The sequence below is a fragment of the Pseudomonas multiresinivorans genome, assembly GCF_012971725.1.
GTDB classification, from domain to species: Bacteria; Pseudomonadota; Gammaproteobacteria; order Pseudomonadales; family Pseudomonadaceae; genus Pseudomonas; species Pseudomonas multiresinivorans.
In genome coordinates this window covers 4235235-4258909 of the sequence record NZ_CP048833.1, presented here as the reverse complement: position 1 = coordinate 4258909, position 23675 = coordinate 4235235, and the positions used below count along the sequence as shown (strand labels likewise).

Below are 23675 nucleotides of genomic sequence, written 5' to 3'. Positions count from 1 at the left end.
GTCCTTCTGCGGTACGTACCCAAAGATGGACCTCGCCCGACGGGGAAAAGGTCCATCGCCATGCCTTTGAGCTTAACTCGCCGCGCGCACCCTTGCCTGATGCCGATCAACGCGCAGGAGCCGCTCGAGCAGTGGGAAGAAGTGCTCCAGCTCGGGCGTGCGCATGGCTGGGTCCTTGCCCAGGTCGTCCAGGCGGCGCAGCGTCAGCGCGTCCTGGGAGAAGGGCGCGTTGAGGAAGGCGCTGGAGCCGCGTTCATCGAACGGCCCGCCCTGCAGCGCCAGGCTCTGCCGCGAGGCCCAGGACAGGCCGGCGTGGTACGCCGGGTCCACCGCGCAGAGGTAGCGCTTGGCGGCCACGTGCAGGCGGATCGGCTGCCAGACGGATTCGGGCAGCAGCTCGCGCAGCAGGCTGGCGCCGAACTCCTCGTGGCGCAGGTCCTGTTCATCGATCAGCTCCGGGTTCTCGTAGAGGTGGCCGATGTCGTGGAGCAGGGCGGCGATCACCAGGCTGTCGGAACAACCGGCGCGCTCGGCCAGCGTGGCGCACTGCAGCGCGTGCTCGGCCTGGCTGACGGCTTCGCCGTAAGGCTCGGCGCCGTGGCTGGCAAAACGCTCGGCCAGCTCGTCGAGGAAGCGGTGGCGCTCGTGCTTCATGGTTTTTCTCCTTTCAGACGGCGGCCTGCGATGTCCTGCAGGCAGGAATCCAGCTCGCCCAGATGATCGATGACCGAGTGCACGCCGAGGCGGTACAGGCCGAGTGTGGCCTGGGCGCGCAGGCGGTCGCGGTCGAGATTGCCCAGGGCGTCCCAGTCTCCTGGTGCGTGGCCGCACAGGGGGCCGCTGGCGGCCAGGCCGATGGTCCACAGGCCGGCGTTCAGGCCTGCCTGGAGCAGGCGCGGCTGGCCGCTGACCAGCACGCAGCCGTCCAGCAATGGAGTGCCAAGCTGCATCAGTGCCTGCCAGCAGGAATCCGGCGCCGGCCACTGGCGGCCGGCAATGTCCAGGCCGGTGGCGAGCTGATCATCCAGCGCGGCGGCGAGGTGCAGCGTCGTGGCGTTGGGCAGCTCATCCAGCCAGGCGCAGGGAACGCCGTTGCGGTGCAGCGACTGCAGGGCATCCAGTGCGCCAGGCGTCGCCTCGGCGTGGGCCTGGGCGGCTTCATCCAGGGCCGACTGGAACAGGTCGCGCTCCGGGGCGTCGGCATCGTGGCCCAGGGCCAGATCCAGGGCCTGCTGTGGTGGCAGGGCGAGGGCGGAGGTCAGGCGCTCCGGCGGACAATCGGGGCAAATACGTTGCAGGGCAACCGGCAGCGTCCTTGCGCCGAAGTCCACCAGATCACCGGACAGTCCGAACAGCAGGGTCGTGAAGCGCGGAAGGTCGGCAGTCGCAGGCATGGTGGGCTTTTCTGATAATTGGTCTAGGCCAGACTAGCGGCCCATTGTGACGGTCCGATGAAGTCCCGCTGCGTGCCGTTATAATCGCCGCGCCTTTTTGCGGAAGACACCCATGCCGGTCGAACCCATGCCCCATTACCTGCGCATTCGCGAGCAGTTGGCGCAGGACATCGCCAACGCCACCCTGGCCGCGCGCCTGCCCGCCGAGCGCGAGCTGGCCGAACGCTTCGGCTGCACGCGAGTAACCCTGCGCGAGGCGCTGCAACAGCTGGAAACAGAAGGCGTGCTCTACCGCGAGAATCGTCGCGGTTGGTTCGTCTCGCCGCCGCGCATCCGCTACAACCCGACCCGCACCACGGGCTTCATGGATTACGTCCAGGCCCAGGGGCGGGTGCCGCGTACCGAAGTGCTCGCCGCTGAACGCCGTACCGCCGGGCCCGCTATCGCTCGACGCATGGGGCTGGATGAAGCGGCCGAGGTGTTCCATATCCTGCGCCGACGCTGGGTCGATGAACGCCCGGTAATGCTGGAGGAAATCACCCTGGACGCCAGTTGGTGCCCGGGGCTGCTCGATCACGGGCTGGACACCTCGCTCACCCGCGTACTGCGCGAGGAGCTGGGCCTGAGCCTGTCGCGTTCCGAGCTGGCCATGCATTCCACGGCGCTGGTGGCTGCGCGGGCGACACCGCTGCAACTGACGCCGGGCGCGCCGGGCCTGCATGTGGAGCGCGCAAGCTTTGTCGACGGCGGCCGGCTGGTGGAGTGGGACCAGGAGTTCTGGCGCTCCGATGCGCTGGAAATTGTCATCGACGCACGGTATCCGGACTGAAGTGGCACTATGCTTTCGGCTGGAAGCAAGCGAAACGGTAGTGCGCGGCCACGAATCGAAATCCTGTGAGATCGGTTCGGGTCTGCAAAACCGTTCGGCCTCTATATAATCTGCCCGCATAGCGGGGCCGCCATGGCTGGCCCGAAAGACATTCACTGGAGAATTCCCGATGCGCCCACTAGGCGTCCAATGGACGAAACGCTGCTTCAGCCTGCTCGCCGCCGCCGGCCTGGCCACGATCCCGTTCCTGGCACAGGCCGCCAGCGAAGACGACCCGTGGGAAAGCGTCAACCGCCCGATCTTCACCTTCAACGACACTCTGGACACCTACGCCCTCAAGCCGTTGGCCCAGGGCTACCAGTACGTCACGCCGAACGTCGTGCAGGACGGCGTGCACAACTTCTTCGGCAACATCGGTGACGTGCGCAACCTGGTCAACGACCTGCTGCAGCTGAAGTTCCGCGATGCCGGCGTCGACACCAGCCGCCTGCTGTTCAACACCACCTTCGGCCTGGCCGGCTTCATCGACGTCGCGACCCACATGGGCCTGCGCCGCAACGACGAAGACTTCGGCCAGACCCTCGGCCATTACGGCGTGGGCAGCGGCCCTTACGTGATGCTGCCGCTGCTGGGCCCGAGCACCCTGCGCGATGCGCCCTCGCTGATCCCGGATGCCTATACCGGCCCGTATCCCTACATCGACAATGTATCGGTGCGTAACAGCCTGCGCGGTGTCAACGTGGTCGATACCCGCGCCGACCTGCTCAAGTCCGAGAAGCTGATCAGCGGCGACAAATACACCTTCATCCGCAACGCCTACCTGCAGAACCGCGAGTTCAAGGTCAAGGACGGCGAGGTCGAAGACGACTTCTGATCCACCTGCCCGCAGACCGTTCCTGTCCTCCAGCCCGCGCCGTTCGTGGCGCGGGCTGCGCATGCTTGAACCCTTGAGCGGATGGGAGTACTGTCTGCGCCTTGTCGCGACCGACCCGCGCCGCTGTTCCCTAGAATGAGCGCCAAACCACAACCCCGGCGCCGTTTGCCTGGATGACCCATGCACAAAGCCAGTGCCTCGCTGCTGATTATCGATGACGACGACGTCGTCCGCGAAAGCCTCGCCGCCTACCTGGAAGACAGCGGATTCAAGGTCACACAGGCCACCAACGGCCTGGAAGGCCTGAAGGTCTTCGAACACCAACTCCCTGACCTGGTGATCTGCGATCTGCGCATGCCGCAGATGGACGGCCTTGAGCTGATCCGTCGCGTCAGCGAGATGGCGGTGGAAACCCCGGTGATCGTGCTGTCCGGTGCCGGTGTGATGAGCGATGCCGTCGAGGCCCTGCGCCTGGGCGCCGCCGACTACCTGATCAAGCCGCTGGAAGACCTTGCCGTCCTGGAACACTCGGTGCGCCGTGCCCTGGATCGGGCCTTCCTGCGCTCGGAAAACCGCCGCTATCGCGAAAAGCTGGAAACCGCCAACCGCGAACTGCAGGCCAGCCTGAACCTGCTCCAGGAAGACCAGAACGCCGGTCGCCAGGTGCAGATGAACATGCTGCCGGAGACTCCGTGGGAGTCCGAAGGCCTGGCGTTTTCCCACCAGATCATCCCGTCGCTTTACCTGTCGGGTGACTTTGTCGATTACTTCCGTGTCGACGCCCGCCGCATCGGCTTCTATCTCGCCGACGTTTCGGGTCACGGCGCTTCGTCCGCCTTTGTCACCGTGCTGCTGAAGTTCATGACCACGCGGCTGCTGTACGAGTCCAAGCGCAACGACATGCTGCCGGAATTCAAGCCGTCGGACGTTCTCGGCCATATCAACCGCGGGCTGATCAACTGCAACCTGGGCAAGCACGTGACCATGCTCGGCGGCGTGATCGACCTGGATACCGACCGCCTGACCTACAGCATCGGCGGGCACCTGCCGCTGCCAGTACTCTATGTCGACGGTGAAGCCCGTTACCTGGAAGGCCGCGGCCTGCCGGTAGGGCTGTTCGACGAAGCGACTTACGAGGATCATGTCCTTGATCTTCCCAAATCCTTCAGCCTTTCCCTGTTCTCGGACGGCATTCTCGATGTCCTTCCGGGAGCTACGCTGAAAGAAAAGGAGACGGCCCTGCCTGAGCAGGTCGTCGCCGCCGGCGGAACCCTGGATGGCTTGCGTCAAGTCTTCGGACTGGCCAAGTTGTCCGAGATGCCGGATGATATTGCCTTGCTGGTGTTGAGCAGGAACCTTGCATGAGTACCGGTAAAATCCAGTTCGCCGAGCAGGATGGCTCATTCGTCCTGAAGTTTGTGGGCGAAGTCCGACTGACCCTGTGTTCGGCGCTGGATGCCACCATTGAAAAAATCTTCGCCGCGTTGAATTTCTCGGCGATCATCATCGATCTCACGGAAACCCAGAGTATCGACAGCACCACGTTGGGCCTCCTGGCGAAGTTGTCGATTCTCTCGCGGCAGAAGGTCGGACTGTTGCCCACGCTGGTCACCACCAACGCGGACATCACCCGGTTGCTGCAGTCGATGGGCTTCGATCAGGTGTTCAACATCGTTGATCGCCCGATTCCGTGCTCGGATTGCCTGACCGATCTGCCTCCCCAGGACCAGTCCGAGGAGGTGGTGCGCGGCAAGGTACTCGAGGCCCACCGTATCCTGATGGGCCTGAACGAGACCAACCGCGAGGCCTTCCACGATCTGGTGAGCGCGCTCGAGCGCCACTGATTCGATGAGCTGAAATGCAAACCGGCGCCCTGGGCGCCGGTTTGCTTTTGCTCGTCCGCAGTTTTCAGCGGTTGGCGAGCAGCGCCTCGAGCTTTTCCTGGTCACGGGCGAACAGGCGGATGCCTTCGGCCAGCTTCTCGGTGCCCATGGCGTCTTCGTTCATCTGCCAGCGGTAGGTGCTCTCGTCCAGAACCTGGCGTGCCTCACCACCGCCGGGCTGCAATGCGCGCGGCAGCTCGCCCTGGGCGTCGGCCAATTGCTGCAGCAGGTCCGGGCTGATGGTCAGGCGGTCGCAGCCGGCGAGTTGCTCGATCTGACCGAGGTTGCGGAAGCTGGCGCCCATCACCACGGTGTCGTAGCCGTTGGCCTTGTAGTAGCGATAGATGCGCGAAACGGACTGCACGCCGGGATCTTCCGCGCCGACGTAGTCGCGGTTGTTGGCCTTCTTGTACCAGTCGTAGATGCGGCCGACGAAGGGCGAGATCAGGAACACGCCGGCGTCGGCGCAGGCGGCGGCCTGGGCGAAGGAGAACAGCAGGGTGAGGTTGGTCTGGATGCCTTCGCGCTCCAGCTGTTCGGCAGCGCGGATGCCCTCCCAGGTGGAGGCGATCTTGATCAGCACGCGGTCGCGGCCGATGCCTTGCTGGTCATACAGGTCGATCAGGCGGTGGGCGCGTTGCAGGGTGGCTTCGGTATCGAAGGACAGGCGGGCGTCAACTTCGGTGGAGATGCGCCCCGGAATCACACCCAGGATGTCCTTGCCCACGGCAACGGCGAAGCGATCACAGGCAAGACCGGCGTCGCCTTGCGCGCCTTCGGTGGCGCGGGCCAGGTGCTCGGTGTAGCGGGGCAGGGCGGCAGCCTTCAGCAGCAATGACGGGTTGGTGGTGGCATCCACCGGCTTCAGGCGGGCAATGGCGTCGAAATCGCCGGTATCGGCGACAACCGTGGTGTACTGCTTGAGTTGTTCCAGCTTGGAGGTCATGGCGCGTCTTCCGTAGAGAGTGCATCGACCTTACCCGAGGCCGATGCGCCACTCAACGGGACTCAGTGACCGGCGAGAAGTTCTCCGGCCTGATCGAGCAGCCCGAGGGAATCCTTGGTCTTGTGAACGTCCACCGAGAGCAACTGGCGGAAGCGCCGCGCCCCCGGGAATCCCTGCGCCAGGCCCAGGACGTGGCGGGTCACGTGGTGCATCGCGCCGCCTTCGGCGATGTGCCGCTCGATGTACGGGCGCATCCGCGCCAGGGCTTGCGCGCGGGTGATGGCCGGCTCTGGCGAGCCATACAGCGCGGCGTCCACCTGGGCCAGCAGGTAGGGGTTGTGGTAAGCCTCGCGGCCGAGCATCACGCCATCGAATACCTGAAGGTGCTCGCGGCATTCCTCCAGGGTCTTGATGCCGCCGTTGAGGACGATTTCCAGCTCCGAGAAGTCGCGCTTGAGCTGCGCGGCGATGTCGTAGCGCAGCGGCGGGATTTCGCGGTTTTCCTTGGGCGACAGGCCTTCGAGGATGGCGATGCGCGCGTGCACGGTGAAGCTGCGGCAGCCGGCGTCGCGCACCTGGCCGACGAAGTCGCAGAGCTCTTCGTAGCTGTCGCGGCCGTTGATGCCGATGCGGTGCTTGACCGTCACCGGGATCGATACCGCATCGCGCATGGCCTTCACGCAGTCCGCCACCAGCGCCGGGTGGCCCATCAGGCAGGCGCCGATCATGTTGTTCTGCACGCGGTCGCTGGGGCAGCCGACGTTCAGGTTCACTTCGTCGTAGCCGGCTTCTTCGGCCATCTTCGCCGCCGCGGCCAGGTCCGCCGGGTTGCTGCCGCCCAGTTGCAGCGCCAGCGGGTGCTCGCACTCGTCGTGGCGCAGGAAGCGCGCGGCGTCGCCGTGCAGAATGGCACCAGTGGTGACCATCTCCGTGTAGAGCAGGGCGTGGCTGGAAAGCTGGCGCAGGAAGAACCGACAGTGGCGATCGGTCCAGTCCATCATCGGCGCCACGGAGAAGCGGCGGGAGGGCTCGGGGCGGGTAGTGGCGGTCGGAGCGGCAGTGGTCATCGGTGCTTCGTATCTGGCTTCGCTTGGGGGCGCGAAATCGCTCGCGCCGCGGAAAGGGCGGAGATTTTACCGGGGTTGCCCGCTCCGCGCACGGAAACCGGCGGGCGGTCAGTCTTGGGCTTGATCTGGCCTGCCGGTCAGCATCGACGCAACTGCTACCCTCTGGGTTTCTGACAGAAGGATCTCACTCGATGAAACCCCTATTGCTGACGCTGCCGCTGATCCTGCTGGCCGCCTGTTCCTCGCCGGGCAAGCTGAAGGAGGATGCTCCGGCATTGCGGCTGGAGAGCGCCAAGTCGCCCTCGGTCTACATGACCTGCCTGTTGCCGAAATGGCAGGCAATCCGCTCGTCGTCGACGGTGAAGGAAATCCGCTTTGGCTACCGGCTACTGATGCCGGCCACATCGGGCGATAGCCCCGAGGCGTTGCTGGAGACCACGGCAGCGGACAAGGGCAGCGATGTGGTGCTCTATCGTCGCCATTCGCCGAGCCCGGACGATGCGATCAACCTGGCGGCGCGCAGTTGTCTGTAGCGACTCAAGCAGCGCCTCGTCTACCACTAAGGAACGATAGCCGCCGCGTGAAGCAGGCGGCCTAATGGCTCTGACAAGAATAATCGGGCTCCCCGCCAGCGTGCCTGCGCTGTGCAGCGGTAGGGCCCGCCAGAAGAGAGCTGCCGCCATGGATATCGCGCGTCCGCATATCGTCCTCATCCTTACCCTGCAGACTTGCGGCCTGGTGCTGCTGTTCATTGCCCAGGCGCTGGGCGGCTGGCCGCTGTCGTTGTGCCTGCTGCTGGCCGCGGTGCTGCTCTGGGGTCCATGGTTCGTTCCCGAGCGGGCGGCCCCGGCCGGTGCGCTGGCGGTGCTGCCGGATGTCGCTGAGCTGACCCGCGAGCTGTCCCAGGGCACCAGTCGCAATGCGCTGTCCGCCGCCGGGGTGTCCTTCTCGGTGCAGCGCCTGGTGGAGAAGCTGGAGTCCCAGGTGGTGGCGGCCGAGCAGATCGTCGGTAGCGCCGAGGTGATGATCCATACCGAGCGGGCTACTTCGAACCTGGCCCGCCAGGCGAAGGAAGCAGCCACGCTTGCCCGTGCCGGCAGCGATGCCGGGCGCAGCGAATTGCACGCCGCCATCGATTGCATGCGCCAACTGAGCCAGCGCGCCAGTGCCAGCCGCGCTCTGATCGAGACGCTGAATGCGCGCAGCGAGGACATCCAGCGCGTGACCCAGGTGATCCAGTCCATCGCCAGCCAGACCAACCTGCTGGCGCTCAATGCCGCCATCGAGGCGGCGCGCGCGGGCGAGCATGGCCGGGGCTTTGCGGTGGTTGCCGAGGAAGTGCGGGGCCTGGCCGGTCGTACTGCCGAGGCTACCGACGAAGTCGGGCAGATGATCGAGGACATCCAGCGCCAGACCGGCGAGGTGGTGGAGCAGATTCGCCAGCTCACCGATGACCTGGGCCTGGGTGTCAGCCAGGTGGAAAGCACTGGCCGACAGTTGCAGGACATCGCCGGGCTGGCCGCCACGGTGGAGACCCAGATCACCGAGATTGCCGAAGGCGCAGAGATCAACCGTAACCAGCTGGACAGCCTGTTCGCCGCCGTCGAGCAGGTGCGCGGTGACCTGCGTGCAAGCGACGAGCAGACGCACCGGCTGGCGGACGCGGCGGTGCAGCTGGAAACCCAGGCGGAGATGATCAGCGAGCGCCTGGCCGAAGTGGCGCTGGACGACTATCACCAGCGCATCTATGACCTTGCCCGCGCCGGTGCGCAGGCCATCGGTGCGCGTTTCGAGGCGGATATCGACACGGGCCGCATCGGGCCGGAGGACCTGTTCGACCGCGACTACCAGCCGATGCCGGGCACTAGGCCGCAGAAATTCCGTACGCGTTTCGACCGTTACACCGATGAAGTGCTGCCGCGCATCCAGGAAGACCTGCTGCAACGCCATGAAGGGCTGGTGTTCGCCATCGCCTGTACTGCCGAGGGCTACGTGCCGACGCACAACCAGGCTTTCAGCCATCCGCCGAGCGGCGACTTGCAGGTGGACATGCTCAAGAGCCGCAGCAAGCGCCTGTTCAACGACCGCACCGGGGTGCGCTGCGGCAGCCACAACCAGCCGATGCTGCTGCAGACCTACTGCCGTGATACCGGCGAGCTGATGCACGACCTCTCGGTGCCGATCTACGTGCGTGGTCGCCAGTGGGGTGGGCTGCGTTTGGGCTATCGTCCGGAAGCCTAAGTCCGACTACCCGTATGAAAGCCATTCTGTAGGAGCGAGCTTGCTCGCGAACCAAACCCCGATGCGGGGCTGTTCGCGAGCAAGGACTAGGTGTGATCTCTCGGTAGGTTGTTCATCCGGGGCTTACCCGGAAAACTGGAAGTGCGACCAACCAATCCTTCCAGGAGCCCCGAATGAACCTGCATAAACATGCCCGTCTTACACCGCGCGGTCGAGCCCTTTTAGTCCAGCGCATGCTTCAGGGGTTACGTGCTGAAGAGGCAGCGCAGGCGGCCGGTGTCAGCGTACGTACGGCCTACAAATGGCTTCGGCGTTACCGCGAAGAGGGAGAGGCCGGCATGATGGATCGCACTTCGCGCCCTCACGCCTGCCCCCATGCCACACCCGAGTCCCGGCTCGAAAGGCTGATTGAGCGGCGCAGCGCCCGTCAAACCTATCGGCAAATTGCCAACGAGTTAGGGCTGGCAGTCAGTACCATCGCTCGCCACCTCAAACGACTCGGACTCAATCGGCTCCCCGAGTTGGAGCCCGCTCCGCCGATCAGGCGTTATCAGTACGCTCAACCAGGTGATCTACTGCATCTGGATATCAAGAAGCTCGCACGCTTTTGGAGACCGGGACATCGAGTTACGGGAACCCGGCTGATGGGCTCTGACGGAGCGGGCTGGGAGTTTGTCCATGTCGCCATCGACGATGCCTCGCGCATCGCCTTCTCCAGCCTGCATGCTGATGAACGAGGTGGAAGTGCCTGTCGCGCTCTGCTCCAGGCTTTGCGCTACTACCGCTCGCTGAAGATTCGATTTACTCGGGTCATGACTGACAACGGTGCCTGCTACCGATCAGGTCTATTCCGCCGCCTATGCCGGCGTCTGGGCTTACGACATATCCGCACCAGACCCTACACCCCACGTACCAATGGCAAAGCTGAGCGCTTCATTCAAACCAGCTTGCGGGAGTGGGCCTACGCCCGTAGCTACGAGAGCTCTGAGCAGCGCGCCCAGCATCTGGCCCTCTGGCTACACCAATACAACTGGCACAGGCCTCACTCCAGTCTGCATTACTGCCCACCCATCAGCCGCATTCCACTGAACAACCTACTGGGTTTACACAACTAGGCGTCCCCCTCGGTCCTACTTGGAGCCGCAGAAATAAAAAAGCCGCGAAGGAGTTGGACGCGGCTTGGTGCGGGCGTCCGGGAGACGCCCGCGAAAGGGGCTCAGTGATGCCCGCAGAGGGCGTCGCGGCCTTGTTCGCCGAGGATGTTGAAGAGGATGTTCAGCACCACGGCCCAGATCGCGGTCATCGCGATGCCGCTGTGGGTGATTGGCTCCATCCACTGCGGCAGCGCAGCGAAGAAGTCCGGGCGCACCACCGGCACCATCCCCATGCCAATGCTCACCGCCACCAGCAGTTGGTTGCGGCGATCGACGATGTCCGCCTCATGGAGGATGCGGATGCCGCTGGCAGCGACCATGCCGAACATGGCGATGCCGGCACCGCCGAGTACCGCCGGTGGAATCGAGGCGACCAGGAAGGCAGCCTTGGGCAGCAGCGACAGGGCGATCAGGAACAGCGCGGCGGCAGCAGTGACATAGCGGCTGCGCACGCCGGTCATCTGCACCAGGCCGATGTTCTGGGCGAACGAGGAATGGGTGAAGGTATTCATGAAGCCGGCGATGAAGGATGCGCCGGCATCGCACAGCAGGCCGCGCCGCAGGCGGTTGGGGCAGATTTCGGTCTCGGTGATCTTGCCCAGGGCGAGGAACATGCCGGTGGATTCGACGAAGATGATCACCACCACCAGACACATCGAAAGCACTGGAGCCAGGTGGAATTCCGGGGCACCGAAATGCAGCGGCGTGACGATGTCGAACCACGGGCGTTGCTCGATGCCGTCCAGGCTGACCATGCCCATGCTGGCGCCGATGATGTAGCCCAGCAGCATGCCGATCAGCACCGAGACGTTGACCCAGAAGCCCTTCAGGAAGCGGTTGATCAGCAGGATCACTGCCAGCACGAAGGAGGACAGGGCGAGGTATTCGATGGCGCCGAAGTTGGCTGCTGCCTTGCCGCCGCCGGCCCAGTTGATCGCCACCGGGAACAGGCACATGCCGATGGAGGTGATCACGGTGCCGGTCACCAGCGGCGGGAAGAAGCGCACGATGCGGCTCATGAAGGGCGCGATGAGCATGCCGAAGAAGCCGGCGGCGATGGTCGCGCCGAAGATGCCGGTCATGCCGACGCCGGGCATTCCGGCCATGGCGACCATGCTGCCCACGGCAGCGAAGCTGGCGCCCATCATCACCGGCATGCGGATACCCACCGGGCCGATGCCCAGCGATTGCACCAGCGTGGCGATGCCGGCGACCAGCAGGTCGGCGTTGATCAGGAAGGCGATTTCTTCACGGGAGAGGCCGGCGGCCTGGCCGACGATCAGCGGGACGGCGACGGCGCCGCCATACATCAGGAGAACGTGCTGGAAGCCGACCAGCAGCAGCTGCAGCAAGGGCAAACGCTGGTCGACGGGCGAGCCGGTAGGGGAGCGCTCAGTTACCACGGACATGCAACACCTCGGTTTTTATTGTTGTCAGTCGCTGGTTGCCGGACGGGCACGACAACCGGGAAGTACTGGCCGATCTCACCCCCGGGGCCGAGCGGGTGAAGCGGTGCGGGACTTTATATCTTCGATGTGTATCGGGTTCAATGGTTTTTTGTATACAACTCGGCGGTCACGTTCTGTCTGTCTGGTGCTGCAGGGCTCTAGGCCGCGTGTTTCCTGGGCTTGGTGTTTTTGTAGCCATTGGTCGAGTGGACTACATTTTTTGTTTCAACGGGGGGTTGTGCGGGCGGGAAGCAATCGCGGACGGAGTCCGCTCCTACGCCAAGATCTGGCATTCGCGTAGGAGCGGACTCCGTCCGCGATCGGGTTCAGGTTCGCGCCGAAGGTGAGGCCACGCCTTTCGCGCGCATAAAAAAACCGCACCCGAAGGTGCGGTTTTCCTGGCCGTGCCGCAGGCTCAATTAACCTGGGCACCCCTGGAGATCCAGTCTCCAACGAGCTTGCGCTCTTCCGGGGTCATCTGGGTGATGTTGCCCAGCGGCATGACCTGCGAAGCCACGGCCTGCGCCTGGATGCGCGGGGCGAGCTGCTGGATCTGCTGCGGGGTGTCGAACATCACGCCGGCCGGCGCGGTGCTGAACAGATTGCTGGTCGGCTTGGCCGAGTGGCAGACGGCGCAGCGTTCCTGGATGACGTGATGGACCTTGTCGAAGCCTTCGGTCGAGCCCGCGGCGGTGGACGCCTGGGCCGGAGCGGCCTGAGCCTGCTGGGCGGCAGCGGCCTTGGCGGCTTCCTCATCCTTGGCGCGCTCGGCCGGGGTCTTGCCGCCAACGGCGGTTTCCGGCAGTGGCTGGTACTCGATCTTCTGAGCTTGCGCGGTGGAGGAGGAGGCATCGCTGGTCGGCCAGCTCGGGCCGGTGACGAAGGCCAGGGCGATCATGCCGACAGCGCCGGCGGGCAGCGCCCAGGCCATGCCGTTGCCATTGTGGCGGGTGTTGAAGTAGTGACGCACGATCACCGCCAGCGCCGCGATGCAGGTCAGGATCAGCCAGTTGTAGTGGCTGCCGTAGGTGCTCGGGAAGTGGTTGCTGATCATGATGAACAGCACCGGCAGGGTGAAGTAGTTGTTGTGGCGCGAACGCAGCAGGCCCTTGGCCGGCAGTACCGGGTCGGGCTCGCGACCTTCCTCGATGGCCTTAACCAGTGCGCGCTGGGCAGGCATGATCACGCGGAACACGTTGCCCACCATGATGGTGCCGATGATGGCGCCCACGTGCAGGTAGGCACCGCGACCGCTGAACACCTGGCTGAGCAGGTAGGCGGCGAGGACCAGCAGGCCGAACAGGATGGCGCCGAGCAGGGCGGGTTTCTTGCCCAGCGGGGAGTCGCACAGGGTGCTGTAGATGAACCAGCCGGCGATCAGCGAGCCGATGCCGATGGCCACGGCGGCGGCCGGGGCGAGGTCGCTGCCCGGTGCGATCAGGTACAGGGTCGGGTTCAGGTAGAACACGATGGTCAGCAGGCAGACGCCCGACATCCAGGTGGAGTAGGCCTCCCATTTGAACCAGTGCAGGTTGTCCGGCATTTTCGGCGGGGCGAGCTTGTACTTTTCCAGGTGGTAGATACCGCCACCATGGATCGCCCAGAGATCACCGGAGAGCCCTTCGCGCGGGTTGGCGCGGTTGAGGTTGTTCTCCAGCCAGACGAAGTAGAACGAAGCGCCGATCCAGGCAATGCCCACAATCATGTGGACCCAGCGGACCAGCAGGTTCAGCCATTCGATGAGATGTGCTTCCACAGTTTTTTACCTCTTGCCCGGGTGCCGCCGTCGCGGCAGGCGGGCCTCTCTTATTAGTTTGCTTGGGGGTCGAGGAGGAGCTGTTCGTCCTCGGTGAAGAAATGCTCGTCGCAGTTGTTGCCAGAACCGCTGCGATCGACCACCAGGAAGTCATCCCGCTTTTCGATCGTCAGCACCGGGTGGTGCCAGACGCCGCGGTGGTAATTGACGCCCTGCTTGCCGTTGGACAGGAAAGCGCGGACGAGGCCCGATACAGGTACATCGCCAAGGGGCGCGACCACGATCAGAAAGGGGTTGCCGAGCAGCGGAATGAACGCCTGACTGCCCTGCGGGTGACGTTCCAGCATGCGGATGCGCAAGGGCATCTCCAGTGATTCGGCGCTGAAGATGCTGATGATCGCCTTGTCATCGGGCTGCGCCGTTTCGACGGTGGCGAGCTTGTGATAACGGCGGGTGGAGCCGTTGTTGATCATGAAGAAATCACTGCCTTCGGTTTCGATGACATCACCGAATGGGGCGAAGGCTTCCTTGGTCAACGGCTCGATCTTCAGGGTACGCATGGCTGGTCTTCTTATTTCGTTGTTCGCATGGACCCCTTCCAGTGGGAAGGGGGGTGAAGGTCCGCTGGCTCAGAGTTGCTGCAGGCGGAACATCGCGATCTTGTTGATCTCCGCCAGGGCAGTCTGGAATTCCTGCTCCGGCGTGTTGTGGATGCGCTCTTCGAACGCGGCCAGGATCTGGTGGCGGTTGCTGCCCTTCACTGCCTTGATGAAGGGGAAGCCGAACTTGGCCTTGTACGCGTCGTTGAGTTCGGTGAAGCGGGCGAACTCTTCGGCGGTGCAATCCTGGATGCCGGCGCCGGCCTGTTCGGCGGTGCTGGAGGCGGTCAGCTCGCCACGCACGGCGGCCTTGCCAGCGAGGTCCGGGTGAGCGTTGATCAGGGCCAGCTGTGCGTCGTGGCTGGCGGACAGGAGGATGTCGGCCATGCGCTGCTGCAGCAGTTCGATGTCGTTCAGGCTGTCGTCGACGCCGAGGTCATAGGCCTTCTCGGCGACCCACGGGGAGTGCTCGTAGATGTCGGCGAAGGCGGCGACGAAGGTGGCGCGGTCGAGGCTGGCCGGGGTGAGGGTCTGGAAGCGGCTCATGCCGGGTTCTCCTGCGCTTTGAACGGGTGGTTCTCGTGCCAGTGCTTGGCGATGTCGACGCGGCGGGTGATCCACACCTTCTCGTGACCTTTAACGTACTGGATGAAGCGCTCCAGCGAGGCCATACGCGCCGGACGGCCCAGCAGGCGGCAGTGCATGCCGATGGAGAGCATCTTCGGCGCGCCCTCGGCACCTTCGGCGTAGAGCACGTCAAAGGCATCCTTGAGGTATTCGAAGAAGTCGTCGCCCTTGTTGAAGCCCTGCACCTGGGTGAAGCGCATGTCGTTGGTGTCCAGGGTGTAGGGGATCACCAGGTGAGGCTTCTCGGCGGTGCTCGCCGGGTCCCAGTAGGGCAGGTCGTCGTCGTAGGTGTCGGAATCGTAGAGGAAGTTGCCGTCTTCGCGGACGATGCGGCGGGTGTTCGGGCCCAGGCGGCCGGTGTACCAGCCCTGCGGGCGCTGGCCGGTCAGCTCGGTGAGGATGCGCACGGCTTCGAACATGTGTTCGCGTTCCTGCGCCTCGTCCATGTACTGGTAGTCGATCCAGCGGTAGCCGTGGCTGCAGATCTCGTGGCCGTCGGCGACCATCTGGCGGATCGCTTCCGGGTGGCGCTGGGCGGCCATGGCCACGGCGAACACGGTCAGCGGCAGGTCGTACTTCCTGAACAGCTTGAGCAGGCGCCACACGCCGGCGCGGCTGCCGTACTCGTACAGCGATTCCATGCACATGTTGCGCTCGCCCTTGAGCGGCTGGGCGGCGACCATCTCGGAAAGGAAGGCTTCGGATTCGGCATCCCCGTGCAGGATGTTGCGCTCGCCGCCTTCCTCATAGTTAAGGACGAAGGAAAGCGCGATGCGGGCGTCGTTCGGCCAGTGCGGGTGGGGAATGTTGTTGCCGTAGCCGATCAGGTCGCGTGGGTAGTCAGCGCTCACTGCAGTGTTCCTTCTTGTGGTTGGCGGTCGGCGCCGGGTCGGTAGACCGTGCGCTGCCGTGATGGGTGCATTGTATACAAAATGTTTGGTGGTCTGTAAATACAATCCGCGCAACGGTCGTTTCAATCCATCGGCTTCCCCCGCGGTGGCTGCGAATGCGCTGGATGCCGCGCAATGGTGCGGTCTGCGCCCGATGGTTGGCTGCTTCTGCACGTGGGTACAGGTTCGGGAAAAGCTGCTTTTTGCGGTGATGGAACACTTTTTTGTATACAATTGATCGTGCCGCTGGGTATATTCGGTCCGACCAAAAGCACTCGCGCGCTGTTCAATGGAGCAGCGCGCCGATATCGATCAACAAGACAGAGGAGGAAGGTGTCCGCCGGCGCCGCCGCCAGACACCGATAGCCCATGGGACGCTTGACCACTCACGTACTGGATTCCGCCCACGGCTGCCCGGGCCATGGCATCAAGATCGAACTGTTCCGTGTCGAGGGCCAGCAGCTGGAGCTGATCGCCACCCGCGTGACCAACGATGACGGTCGCTGTGACGAGCCGCTGTTGCAGGGCGAGGATTTCCGCGCCGGCGTCTACCAGCTGCTGTTCAATGCCGGCGACTACTACCGCGCCCGTGGCGTGGAGCTGCCCCAGCCGGCGTTCCTCGACCAGGTTGTGCTGCGCTTCGGCATTGCCTCGGAAAGCGACCACTACCATGTGCCGCTGCTGATTTCCCCCTACAGCTATTCCACCTATCGCGGCAGCTAGTCCCCGCCCGTAGGTCTTCCCCCGGACTCTTCGTGGAGTCTTCCTCGGCCCGCCCACACTGCGGGCTTTTTTTTGCCCGTCATTCAGCAATTTGCATGGGTTTTATGGGCGCAAACGCGGTAGTTGGACTAGAAGGAGAGATACCGAATTCGTGAGAAGTGGCATGAGCAGAATCCTGATCGTCGATGAACAACCGGTTACCCGCCATGCGCTGCGCCTGATGATGGAGGCGGACCGGCACGAGGTGGTCGGCGAGGCGGACAACGGCCCCGATGCGTTGCACCAGGCGCGCCTGTGCAAGCCGGACCTGATGATCCTCGAACTGTCGATTCCGCGGCTGGGCGGCCTGGAGGTGCTGCAGCGTCTGGTAGCCCAGGAGTCGCCGGTCAAGGTGCTGGTGCTCACTTCCCAGGACTCCGAGTATTTCGCCGGCCGCTGCCTGACCGCCGGTGCTGCCGGCTTCGTCAGCAAGCAGGAGGACCCGCAGGCCGTGCGCGAGGCGGTGCGAGCCATCGCCCAGGGACACAGCTACTTCCCCAGCCACGCCCTGGGCAGCGTGAACGCCGCGGAGGAGGCGGGGCACGGCGGCCTGCTCAAGGACCTCTCGGTGCGCGAACTGAGCGTGCTGCAACTGCTGGCCCAGGGCCTGAGCAACATCGCCATCGCCGATCAGCTGGCCATCAGCGACAAGACCGTGAGCACCTACAAGGTGCGCCTGATGCAGAAGCTGCACGCCAAGTCGCTGGTGGAGCTGATCGATATCGGCCGGCGGCACGGGCTGGTGGAGGGCGGGGTCAAGGATGATGCGGAATCGGCGGCGCATGCTGTCGATGAGGAAGATCGCTTCGAACTCGATCTGTTGCGCAGCATGCTCGAAGCGCTGCCGCATCCGATCAGCCTGCGCGGGCTGGACGGCCGCATCCGCTACTGCAACAAGGCCGCCTACACCATTCCCGGCAAGACCCGCGAGGAGATCATCGGCAGCACCTTGGCCGACCTTGGCATCTTCGCCAGCAGCCATGAGGGCTCGATGCTGGCGGCGAAGCTGTCCGAGACCATCGCCCGTGGTGAGCCGGCGGACCAGGACATCGAGTTCCACACCAACAAGGACCGTCGGGTCGTGCATTTCTGGGCGCGGCCTTACCACAACAGCCGCGGCGAGCTGGTGGGCGCTATCACCGGGGCGGTGGACATCACCCAGCGCGACGACCTGATCCGCGTGCTGCGCCATACCAATGCCCGGGTCGAATCCATCAGTCGCGACAAGAGCCAGTTCCTTGCCAGCATGGGCAGTGAGTTGCAGGGGCCGCTGCAGAGCCTGCTGGCGATGATCGATCTGGCCCTCAACCAGAATGACCCCGAGCGTCGGCGCGAACCGCTGGGCGTGGCGCGCTCGCTGGCGCAGAACGTGCTGCACGTCCTCGATGACTTGCAGATGCTCAGCCGAGCGGAATCCGGTCGCCTGCAACTGAACCCGGAAGCAATCGACCTGCGCAAGATGCTCGACCGCAAGCTGGAGAAACTGCGCGAACCTGCCGCTGCCAAAGGGCTTGAGGTGGAAACCGATTTCGACCTGGCGCTGCAGACTCTCGTCTGGTGCGACCCACAACCCTTGCGGCTGGTGCTGGATAACCTGCTGGGCAATGCCGTCAGGTTCACCGAGCGTGGGCGGATCCTCGTGCGCCTTCAGGCACGGGGCCGGGGGCAGGGCATGGTGGGTGTGCAGATCGACGTGGCCGACACCGGCCCTGGCATTGCGCAGGAAGATCAGGGGGCGCTGTTCGACCCGTTCAGCCAGCCTCTGGACAATCAGCAGATACTTCGGGGCGGCAGCGGCCTTGGCCTGGCGCTTTCGCGCAGCCTGGTCGCGGCGCTTGGCGGGGAGTTGCTGATGAGCAGCCGTCCGGGCGTCGGCAGCGAGTTCACTGTCCACCTCGAACTTCCCAGCGCGGAAGATTGACGCGAAGAGCCTGGGCGAACTGACCCGGCCTCAATGAAAACCCCGGCAATTGCCGGGGTTTTCATGTTTCTCGCCGAAGCAATGACTCAGAGGAAGACGAACTTCGCCACGAAGATCGCACACAGGGCGTACAGGCTGATGGTCACGTCCTTGTGGCGGCCGGTGAAGACCTTCATCGCCACGTAGGTCACGAAGCCCAGCGCGATGCCGTCGGCGACCGAGAAGGTCAGCGGCATCATGATCACGGTGACGATCGCCGGAATGGTCTCGGTGTGCTCGTTCCAGTCGATGTGGGCCATGCCGCCCATCATCAGCATCGCCACATAGATCAGCGCGCCGGCGGTGGCGTAGGCGGGGATCATGCCGGCCAGCGGGGCGAAGAACATCGCCGCGACGAACAGCACGCCGACCACCACGGCAGTCAGGCCGGTACGGCCACCGGCGGCGACACCGGCGGCACTCTCAACGTAGCTGGTCACAGGCGGTACGCCGAGCACGGCGCCGAATGCGCTGGAGGTGCTGTCGGCCTTCATTGCCTTGGACAGGTTCTCGATGCGACCGTCCTCGCGTACCAGCTGCGCGCGTTGCGCGACGCCCATCAGGGTGCCGGCGGTGTCGAACATGTGCACGAAGAGGAAGGCCAGGATCACGCTGATCATGGTCACGTTGAACGCACCGGAGATATCCATCGCCAGGAAGGTCGGCGCCAGGCTCGGCGGCATGGAGAACACGCCGCCGAACTTGACGATACCCAGGGCGATACCGGCCACGGTGACGGTGAGGATGCTGATCAGGATGCCGCCGAACACGCGGCGGTATTCCAGCACCGCGATCATCAGGAAGCAGATGGCGGCGAGCAGCGGGCCGGGGCTGGTCAGGTCACCCAGGTGAACCAGGGTGGCGGGGCTGGCAACCACGATGCCGGCGGTCTTCAGGCCGATCAGCCCGAGGAACAGGCCGACGCCGGCGCCCATGGCGAAGCGCAGGCTGACCGGGATGCTGTTGAGCAGCCATTCGCGAATGCGCGAGAAGGTCAGGATCATGAACATGATGCCGGAGATGAACACCGCGCCCAGCGCGATCTCCCAGCTGTAGTTCATGGTCTTGACCACGGTGTAGGTGAAGAAGGCGTTGAGGCCCATGCCCGGCGCCAGGCCCACCGGCCAGTTGGCATACAGGCCCATGAGGAAGCAGCCCAGCGCGGCGGCCAGGCAGGTAGCCACGAAGGCGGCACCGTGATCGATGCCGGCGTCGGCCATGATGTTGGGGTTGACGAAGATGATGTACGCCATGGTGATGAAGGTCGTGAGACCCGCGGCGAGTTCGGTCTTCACGGTGGTGCCATGCTGGCTCAGCTTGAACAGGCGTTCGAGCAGGCCGGTGGCGGGGGGACTGGATGCAAAGGCTTGTTGTTCTTGTTTGGTGCTTTCCACAGCGGTACTCCTCAACGCTCTTGTTGTTGGTCCCTTGCCGTCGGCTGGTTCACCTGCGTCCCTTGCGCTAACGGAAAGAGTTGTGAGGGTGTGAATGTTGACCTTTGGGTCAGGAAGTCACGCCGCGATTATGCAGTTGTGTACAAAAAGTTCAAATAATGTTTAGTGTCTTGCTGAAAGATTTTTACAAGCAAAGCGTCGGAATGGTCGCAGGTTGGCCTTCGCCAAGCTCCTGTGCCGCGCGGCCTTGGGGTTGGCGGCGAGTCGCTCATGACGGCTGCACGATAGTGGCCACTTTGTGTACACTGTGCGCCATGCCTGGCCCGCGGCCAGCTTCACTCCCGCCCCACGGATTTCGCGCCGGTTCGCACCGGCTGAGCAGGGTTCGACTCCGATGACCGACCAGTTGCAACAGATCAGGAAGCAGCCGCGCAATGGCAAGGCGCGCAGCGGCACTCAGGACGAGATCGTCTACGCGCATATCTTCGATGCCATCCTCGAACAGCGCCTGGCTCCCGGCACCAAGCTGAGCGAAGAAGCCCTGGGCGAAATCTTCGGTGTCAGCCGCACCATCATCCGCCGCGCCCTGTCGCGCCTGGCTCACGAGCAGGTCGTGCTGCTGCGCCCGAACCGCGGTGCGGTGGTGGCCAGCCCGAGCATCGACGAAGCCCGGCAGATCCTCTTCGCCCGCCGCACCGTCGAGCGCGCGATCACCGAGCTGGCCGTGGACAACGCCAGCGGCGAAACCCTGGCCGAGCTGCGTGACATGGTGAAGCAGGAGCAATCCAGCTTCGCCCGTGGTGACCGTGGCGCCGGTATCCGCCTTTCCGGCGAATTCCACCTCAAGCTCGCCGAGATGGCGAAGAACGCCCCTCTGGTGGTGTTCCAGCGCAGCCTGGTCTCACAGACCTCGCTGATCATCGCCCAGTACGAAAGCGGTGGCCGCTCGCACTGCTCGTTCGACGAGCACAACGAAATCCTCGACGCCATCGAGAAGGGCGACAAGGAAAAGGCCGTGACCCTGATGATGCACCACATGGCGCACATCGACGACAAGCTGAACCTGGATGTGGACGGCGCCTCCGGCGACCTGCATGCGGTGTTCTCGCACCTGCTGGCCGGCAAGAAGAAGCCGCGCCGCAGCAAGGCCGACGCCGACTCGGCGGCCTGATCGCCGAGCCAGAAAAAAGCCCCGCATCTGCGGGGCTTTTTCGTTTCTGCACGGGGGCTTTTCGTATTTGTCCTGGCGCGGAGTGCTTTTCGTAGGAGCGAGCTTGCTCGCGAACCTGCCACGCGCCGGAGACTCAAGGTGCGATGCGTTCGCGAGCAAGCTCGCTCCTACAGGTTCTGGGCGCTTTCCTCGGCCTGCTGCCAGCCGCCACCCAGTGACTTGTAGAGCAGCACGAGGGTGGTCGCCACGGCTTCGCGGCCGCGCACCTGCTGTTCCTCGGTGGCCAGCAGTTCGCGCTGCGCGCTGAGCACGTTGAGGAAGTCCACGGCGCCAGCCTTGTACTGCTCGCGGGCGTTGGCCAGGGCGGTGCGGCCATGTTCGGCAGCGGTGTCCAGGCTGGCCAGGCGGCGCTGGTCGGCGGCGTAGTCGGTGAGCGCGTCGTCCACTTCCCTCCAGGCATTGAGCACGGTGCGCCGGTAGGCGATGGCCGATTCCTGCTGCTGCGCCTCGCGCAGCGCAAGCATACCCTTCAGCCGGCCGCCCTCGAAGATCGGCAACGACAGGCTCGGGCCTATGCCAAAGGCGCGGCTGTTCCAGTCGCCGAAGTTGGACAACTGCAATGCCTGGAAGCCGAAGCTGCCATTGAGGCTGATACGCGGGTAGAAATCCGCCTTGGCCACGCCGATGCTGGCGGTGGCAGCGTGCAACGTTGCCTCGGCACGGCGGATATCCGGGCGGCGCTGGGCCAGTTCCGAGGGCAGGCCGACTGGCACGCCGCGCGGTGGCTGCGGCACCGGCTTGGCCTGCGCGAGTTCAGCTTGCAGGGCGCCGGGAGCTTCGCCGAGCAGGTAGCCCAGGGCGTTGATCAGTCGCGCCTGGCGCTTCTGGCTGTCGGGCAGGCGAGCTTCGATGCTGGCCACCTGGGTCAGCGCTTCGGCCACGTCCAACTCGGTGGCGACGCCGTCGGCACGGCGCATGCGAGTGAGGTCCAGGCTGCGCTGGGCGATCTCGAGGTTGCTGCGGATGATCGCTTCCAGATCCTGCTCGGTGCGCAGTTGCAGGTAGTTGCGCGCAGTTTCGGCGAGGACCGAGACCAGCACGTCGCGGCGGCTTTCCTCCGTCGCCTGCACGTTGGCGTCGGCGGCCTCCAGCTCGCGGCGCACTCGGCCCCAGAAGTCCAGCTCCCAGGACAGATCGAAGCCGCCATCGAGCTGGTTGAAGTTGTCCTTGCCCGCTTTGCCGGACGGGTCGCTCAGGCCGACCTCGCTGTTGCGCTTGCGCTGGTAGCCCAGGTCCGCGCCGACGTTGGGCACGGCATCGCCGCCTAGTGCCTGGCGGATCGCCCGGCTCTGCTGCAGGCGTGCATCGGCTTCGCGCAGGTCGAGGTTGGCATTCGCTACGCGGCGTTGCAGGTCATCCAGTTGCGGGTCGCCCAACAGGGTCCACCACTGCGCTTCCAGCGGGGCGTTGAGCGTCCGGCTCGGCGTGTTGCCGCGCTGGGCGGTCCAGCCCACCGAGTCGGCATCTTTCGGGCGTTGGAAATCCGGGCCCACACTGCAGGCGCCGAGCGCGAGCAGGGCCAGAAACAGAGGCGTGCGGGCGGCGATCATTGCACGGCCACCTTCTGCTCACCGTCGGCGTGTTTGCCGGTGTCGATCCGCGCAATCACCGACATGCCTACGCGCAGCCTGTCGCGCAGCGGCTGGTCGGCGTCGAGGACGATCTTCACCGGGATGCGCTGGACGATCTTGGTGAAGTTGCCCGTGGCGTTGTCCGGGGCGATGGGCGCGAAGCTCAGGCCGGTGGCCGGGGCGATGCTGTCGACGTGGCCGCGCAGTTTCTCGCCAGGAAAGGTGTCGATGCTGATCTCGACCATCTGGCCGGGCTGCACGTCGGTGAGCTGGGTTTCCTGGAAGTTGCCGACCACATAGGCGTCCTGCAGCGGCACCACCGCCAGCAATGCATTGCCCGGCGTGGTGTAGGCGCCCACGCGCACGGCGCGGCGGCCGACCATGCCGTCGAAGGGGGCGCGGATTTCGGTGTACGACAGGTTGAGTTGCGCCTGCTGCAACTGCGCCTGCCCGCGCTTCAGCGCGCCGAGGGCTTCGGCCTGCTGCGCCAGTAGTACGTCGAGTTGCTTGCGAGCGGCGAGGGCGGCGGCCTTGTTCTTGTCCAGCACGGCCTTCGCCGAGTCGACGTGCGAGCGCGCCTGCTGGGCGTTCTGCAAGGTGCCGGCGCCCTGAGTGGCGAGGTGCTGGTAGCGGTTGAGTTCCTGTGTGGCGAAGGTCAGCGCGGCCTGGTCGGCTTGCACCTGGGCGGCGGACTGGGCGATCACTGCCTGCTGGCGTTCGAGGTCGGCGGCGACGTGGTGATGACGCGCCTCGGCGGCCAGCACGTCGGCTTCGGCGGCATCCAGCGCGGCGCGGTAGTCGCGGGCGTCGATGCGCGCCAGGACCTGCCCGGCCTTCACCGACTGGTTGTCTTCCACCAGCACTTCCTCGATGAAGCCGGCGACTTTCGGCGCCACCAGGGTGAAGTCCGCGTGGATGTAGGCGTCGTCCGTGCTCTGCTCACGGCTCGGGCCGAGCAGGCGCAGCAGCAGGTAGACGACAAGGGCGAGCAGCAGCACGGCAACCAGGGCCAGACTGCCGCGACGGGAGCTGAGTTTCGACATGGGCAG

General features: G+C 64.8%; 22 protein-coding genes. 10 read left to right on the top strand and 12 right to left on the bottom strand.

Annotation, left to right across the window (positions count from 1 at the left end; translation table 11 throughout):
- Window positions 1–72: 72 nt before the first annotated feature.
- Complete coding sequence (locus tag G4G71_RS19250; protein ID WP_169939572.1) at window positions 73–654, bottom strand: phosphonate degradation HD-domain oxygenase; 582 nt, start codon at window positions 652–654, stop codon at window positions 73–75.
- On the bottom strand, window positions 651–1394 hold the full coding sequence (locus tag G4G71_RS19245) for an HAD superfamily inactivated hydrolase PcrP (RefSeq protein ID WP_169939571.1): 744 nt from the start codon (window positions 1392–1394) through the stop codon (window positions 651–653). Before G4G71_RS19245 ends, G4G71_RS19250 begins: the two co-directional genes overlap by 4 nt.
- A gap of 112 nt (window positions 1395–1506) precedes the next feature.
- Between G4G71_RS19245 and G4G71_RS19240 the strand changes: the two genes are divergently transcribed.
- From G4G71_RS19240 to rssC, 4 genes are all read left to right on the top strand, one after another.
- Window positions 1507–2223, top strand: a complete 717-nt coding sequence (locus G4G71_RS19240) for a UTRA domain-containing protein (protein WP_169939570.1) — start codon at window positions 1507–1509, stop codon at window positions 2221–2223.
- 169 nt (window positions 2224–2392) lie between these two features.
- Entirely contained in the window at window positions 2393–3097 is a 705-nt protein-coding gene (locus G4G71_RS19235) for an MlaA family lipoprotein (RefSeq protein ID WP_024763889.1), read from the top strand.
- A 180-nt stretch (window positions 3098–3277) separates the two neighbouring features.
- A complete protein-coding gene (gene rssB, locus G4G71_RS19230; protein ID WP_024763890.1) occupies window positions 3278–4462 on the top strand; it encodes a two-component system response regulator RssB in 1185 nt (394 codons plus the stop codon).
- Complete coding sequence (gene rssC / locus G4G71_RS19225) at window positions 4459–4941, top strand: anti-sigma factor antagonist RssC (RefSeq protein WP_017517513.1); 483 nt, start codon at window positions 4459–4461, stop codon at window positions 4939–4941. Before rssB ends, rssC begins: the two co-directional genes overlap by 4 nt.
- Window positions 4942–5005: 64 nt before the next feature.
- Here the strand turns inward: rssC and tal are convergent, their stop codons facing one another.
- On the bottom strand, window positions 5006–5926 hold the full coding sequence (tal, locus tag G4G71_RS19220; RefSeq protein ID WP_169939569.1) for a transaldolase: 921 nt from the start codon (window positions 5924–5926) through the stop codon (window positions 5006–5008).
- A 62-nt stretch (window positions 5927–5988) separates the two neighbouring features.
- Complete coding sequence (dusA, locus tag G4G71_RS19215; protein ID WP_169939568.1) at window positions 5989–6993, bottom strand: tRNA dihydrouridine(20/20a) synthase DusA; 1005 nt, start codon at window positions 6991–6993, stop codon at window positions 5989–5991.
- Between the two features lie 191 nt (window positions 6994–7184).
- Between dusA and G4G71_RS19210 the strand changes: the two genes are divergently transcribed.
- The 3 genes from G4G71_RS19210 (at window position 7185) to G4G71_RS19200 (ending at window position 10349) form a co-directional block, all read left to right on the top strand.
- Window positions 7185–7526: a hypothetical protein gene (locus G4G71_RS19210; protein ID WP_169939567.1), complete on the top strand. Its 342-nt coding sequence runs from the start codon at window positions 7185–7187 to the stop codon at window positions 7524–7526.
- A 64-nt stretch (window positions 7527–7590) separates the two neighbouring features.
- Complete coding sequence (locus G4G71_RS19205; protein ID WP_420825946.1) at window positions 7591–9234, top strand: methyl-accepting chemotaxis protein; 1644 nt, start codon at window positions 7591–7593, stop codon at window positions 9232–9234.
- A 173-nt stretch (window positions 9235–9407) separates the two neighbouring features.
- Complete coding sequence (locus tag G4G71_RS19200) at window positions 9408–10349, top strand: IS481 family transposase (protein WP_169935270.1); 942 nt, start codon at window positions 9408–9410, stop codon at window positions 10347–10349.
- A gap of 101 nt (window positions 10350–10450) precedes the next feature.
- On the opposite strand, the gene G4G71_RS19195 is transcribed toward G4G71_RS19200, so the two are convergent.
- The 5 genes from G4G71_RS19195 to puuE all read right to left on the bottom strand — a co-directional run bounded on the left by G4G71_RS19195 (window position 10451) and on the right by puuE (window position 15669).
- Window positions 10451–11797: a nucleobase:cation symporter-2 family protein gene (locus tag G4G71_RS19195; RefSeq protein ID WP_169939565.1), complete on the bottom strand. Its 1347-nt coding sequence runs from the start codon at window positions 11795–11797 to the stop codon at window positions 10451–10453.
- Between the two features lie 454 nt (window positions 11798–12251).
- Window positions 12252–13592, bottom strand: a complete 1341-nt coding sequence (locus tag G4G71_RS19190) for a urate hydroxylase PuuD (RefSeq protein ID WP_169939564.1) — start codon at window positions 13590–13592, stop codon at window positions 12252–12254.
- Between the two features lie 53 nt (window positions 13593–13645).
- On the bottom strand, window positions 13646–14152 hold the full coding sequence (locus G4G71_RS19185; RefSeq protein WP_045209032.1) for an ureidoglycolate lyase: 507 nt from the start codon (window positions 14150–14152) through the stop codon (window positions 13646–13648).
- A gap of 69 nt (window positions 14153–14221) precedes the next feature.
- Window positions 14222–14737 (bottom strand): 2-oxo-4-hydroxy-4-carboxy-5-ureidoimidazoline decarboxylase, encoded by a 516-nt coding sequence (gene uraD, locus G4G71_RS19180; RefSeq protein WP_169939563.1) that lies wholly within the window; start codon window positions 14735–14737, stop codon window positions 14222–14224.
- Window positions 14734–15669 carry an allantoinase PuuE gene (gene puuE / locus G4G71_RS19175; RefSeq protein ID WP_054910389.1) on the bottom strand — a complete coding sequence of 312 codons (936 nt, stop codon included), beginning with the start codon at window positions 15667–15669 and terminating at the stop codon, window positions 14734–14736. The genes uraD and puuE overlap by 4 nt, the downstream gene beginning before the upstream one ends.
- A gap of 408 nt (window positions 15670–16077) precedes the next feature.
- On the opposite strand from puuE, the gene uraH reads away from it, so the two are divergent.
- Window positions 16078–16431 carry a hydroxyisourate hydrolase gene (uraH, locus tag G4G71_RS19170; protein ID WP_024763899.1) on the top strand — a complete coding sequence of 118 codons (354 nt, stop codon included), beginning with the start codon at window positions 16078–16080 and terminating at the stop codon, window positions 16429–16431.
- A 163-nt stretch (window positions 16432–16594) separates the two neighbouring features.
- Window positions 16595–18391, top strand: coding sequence for an ATP-binding protein (locus G4G71_RS19165; RefSeq protein ID WP_169939562.1), 1797 nt, complete (start codon window positions 16595–16597; stop codon window positions 18389–18391).
- 86 nt (window positions 18392–18477) lie between these two features.
- Here G4G71_RS19165 and G4G71_RS19160 read toward each other — a convergent pair whose 3' ends face one another.
- Complete coding sequence (locus G4G71_RS19160) at window positions 18478–19824, bottom strand: NCS2 family permease (RefSeq protein WP_169939561.1); 1347 nt, start codon at window positions 19822–19824, stop codon at window positions 18478–18480.
- Between the two features lie 394 nt (window positions 19825–20218).
- Here G4G71_RS19160 and G4G71_RS19155 point away from each other — a divergent pair, with 394 nt between their 5' ends.
- Window positions 20219–20995 carry a GntR family transcriptional regulator gene (locus tag G4G71_RS19155; protein WP_054910392.1) on the top strand — a complete coding sequence of 259 codons (777 nt, stop codon included), beginning with the start codon at window positions 20219–20221 and terminating at the stop codon, window positions 20993–20995.
- 167 nt (window positions 20996–21162) lie between these two features.
- On the opposite strand, the gene G4G71_RS19150 is transcribed toward G4G71_RS19155, so the two are convergent.
- Window positions 21163–22605 carry an efflux transporter outer membrane subunit gene (locus G4G71_RS19150; protein WP_169939560.1) on the bottom strand — a complete coding sequence of 481 codons (1443 nt, stop codon included), beginning with the start codon at window positions 22603–22605 and terminating at the stop codon, window positions 21163–21165.
- Complete coding sequence (locus tag G4G71_RS19145; protein WP_169939559.1) at window positions 22602–23669, bottom strand: HlyD family secretion protein; 1068 nt, start codon at window positions 23667–23669, stop codon at window positions 22602–22604. Before G4G71_RS19145 ends, G4G71_RS19150 begins: the two co-directional genes overlap by 4 nt.
- Between the last annotated feature and the right edge of the window lie 6 nt (window positions 23670–23675).

Coding starts and splice junctions, on each gene's coding strand:
- G4G71_RS19250 (WP_169939572.1), bottom strand. CDS start 654: ATGAAGCACGAGCGCCACCGCTTCCTCGACGAGCTGGCCGAGCGTTTT.
- G4G71_RS19245 (WP_169939571.1), bottom strand. CDS start 1,394: ATGCCTGCGACTGCCGACCTTCCGCGCTTCACGACCCTGCTGTTCGGA.
- G4G71_RS19240 (WP_169939570.1), top strand. CDS start 1,507: ATGCCGGTCGAACCCATGCCCCATTACCTGCGCATTCGCGAGCAGTTG.
- G4G71_RS19235 (WP_024763889.1), top strand. CDS start 2,393: ATGCGCCCACTAGGCGTCCAATGGACGAAACGCTGCTTCAGCCTGCTC.
- rssB (WP_024763890.1), top strand. CDS start 3,278: ATGCACAAAGCCAGTGCCTCGCTGCTGATTATCGATGACGACGACGTC.
- rssC (WP_017517513.1), top strand. CDS start 4,459: ATGAGTACCGGTAAAATCCAGTTCGCCGAGCAGGATGGCTCATTCGTC.
- tal (WP_169939569.1), bottom strand. CDS start 5,926: ATGACCTCCAAGCTGGAACAACTCAAGCAGTACACCACGGTTGTCGCC.
- dusA (WP_169939568.1), bottom strand. CDS start 6,993: ATGACCACTGCCGCTCCGACCGCCACTACCCGCCCCGAGCCCTCCCGC.
- G4G71_RS19210 (WP_169939567.1), top strand. CDS start 7,185: ATGAAACCCCTATTGCTGACGCTGCCGCTGATCCTGCTGGCCGCCTGT.
- G4G71_RS19205 (WP_420825946.1), top strand. CDS start 7,591: ATGGCTCTGACAAGAATAATCGGGCTCCCCGCCAGCGTGCCTGCGCTG.
- G4G71_RS19200 (WP_169935270.1), top strand. CDS start 9,408: ATGAACCTGCATAAACATGCCCGTCTTACACCGCGCGGTCGAGCCCTT.
- G4G71_RS19195 (WP_169939565.1), bottom strand. CDS start 11,797: ATGTCCGTGGTAACTGAGCGCTCCCCTACCGGCTCGCCCGTCGACCAG.
- G4G71_RS19185 (WP_045209032.1), bottom strand. CDS start 14,152: ATGCGTACCCTGAAGATCGAGCCGTTGACCAAGGAAGCCTTCGCCCCA.
- uraD (WP_169939563.1), bottom strand. CDS start 14,737: ATGAGCCGCTTCCAGACCCTCACCCCGGCCAGCCTCGACCGCGCCACC.
- uraH (WP_024763899.1), top strand. CDS start 16,078: ATGGGACGCTTGACCACTCACGTACTGGATTCCGCCCACGGCTGCCCG.
- G4G71_RS19165 (WP_169939562.1), top strand. CDS start 16,595: ATGAGCAGAATCCTGATCGTCGATGAACAACCGGTTACCCGCCATGCG.
- G4G71_RS19155 (WP_054910392.1), top strand. CDS start 20,219: ATGACCGACCAGTTGCAACAGATCAGGAAGCAGCCGCGCAATGGCAAG.
- G4G71_RS19150 (WP_169939560.1), bottom strand. CDS start 22,605: ATGATCGCCGCCCGCACGCCTCTGTTTCTGGCCCTGCTCGCGCTCGGC.
- G4G71_RS19145 (WP_169939559.1), bottom strand. CDS start 23,669: ATGTCGAAACTCAGCTCCCGTCGCGGCAGTCTGGCCCTGGTTGCCGTG.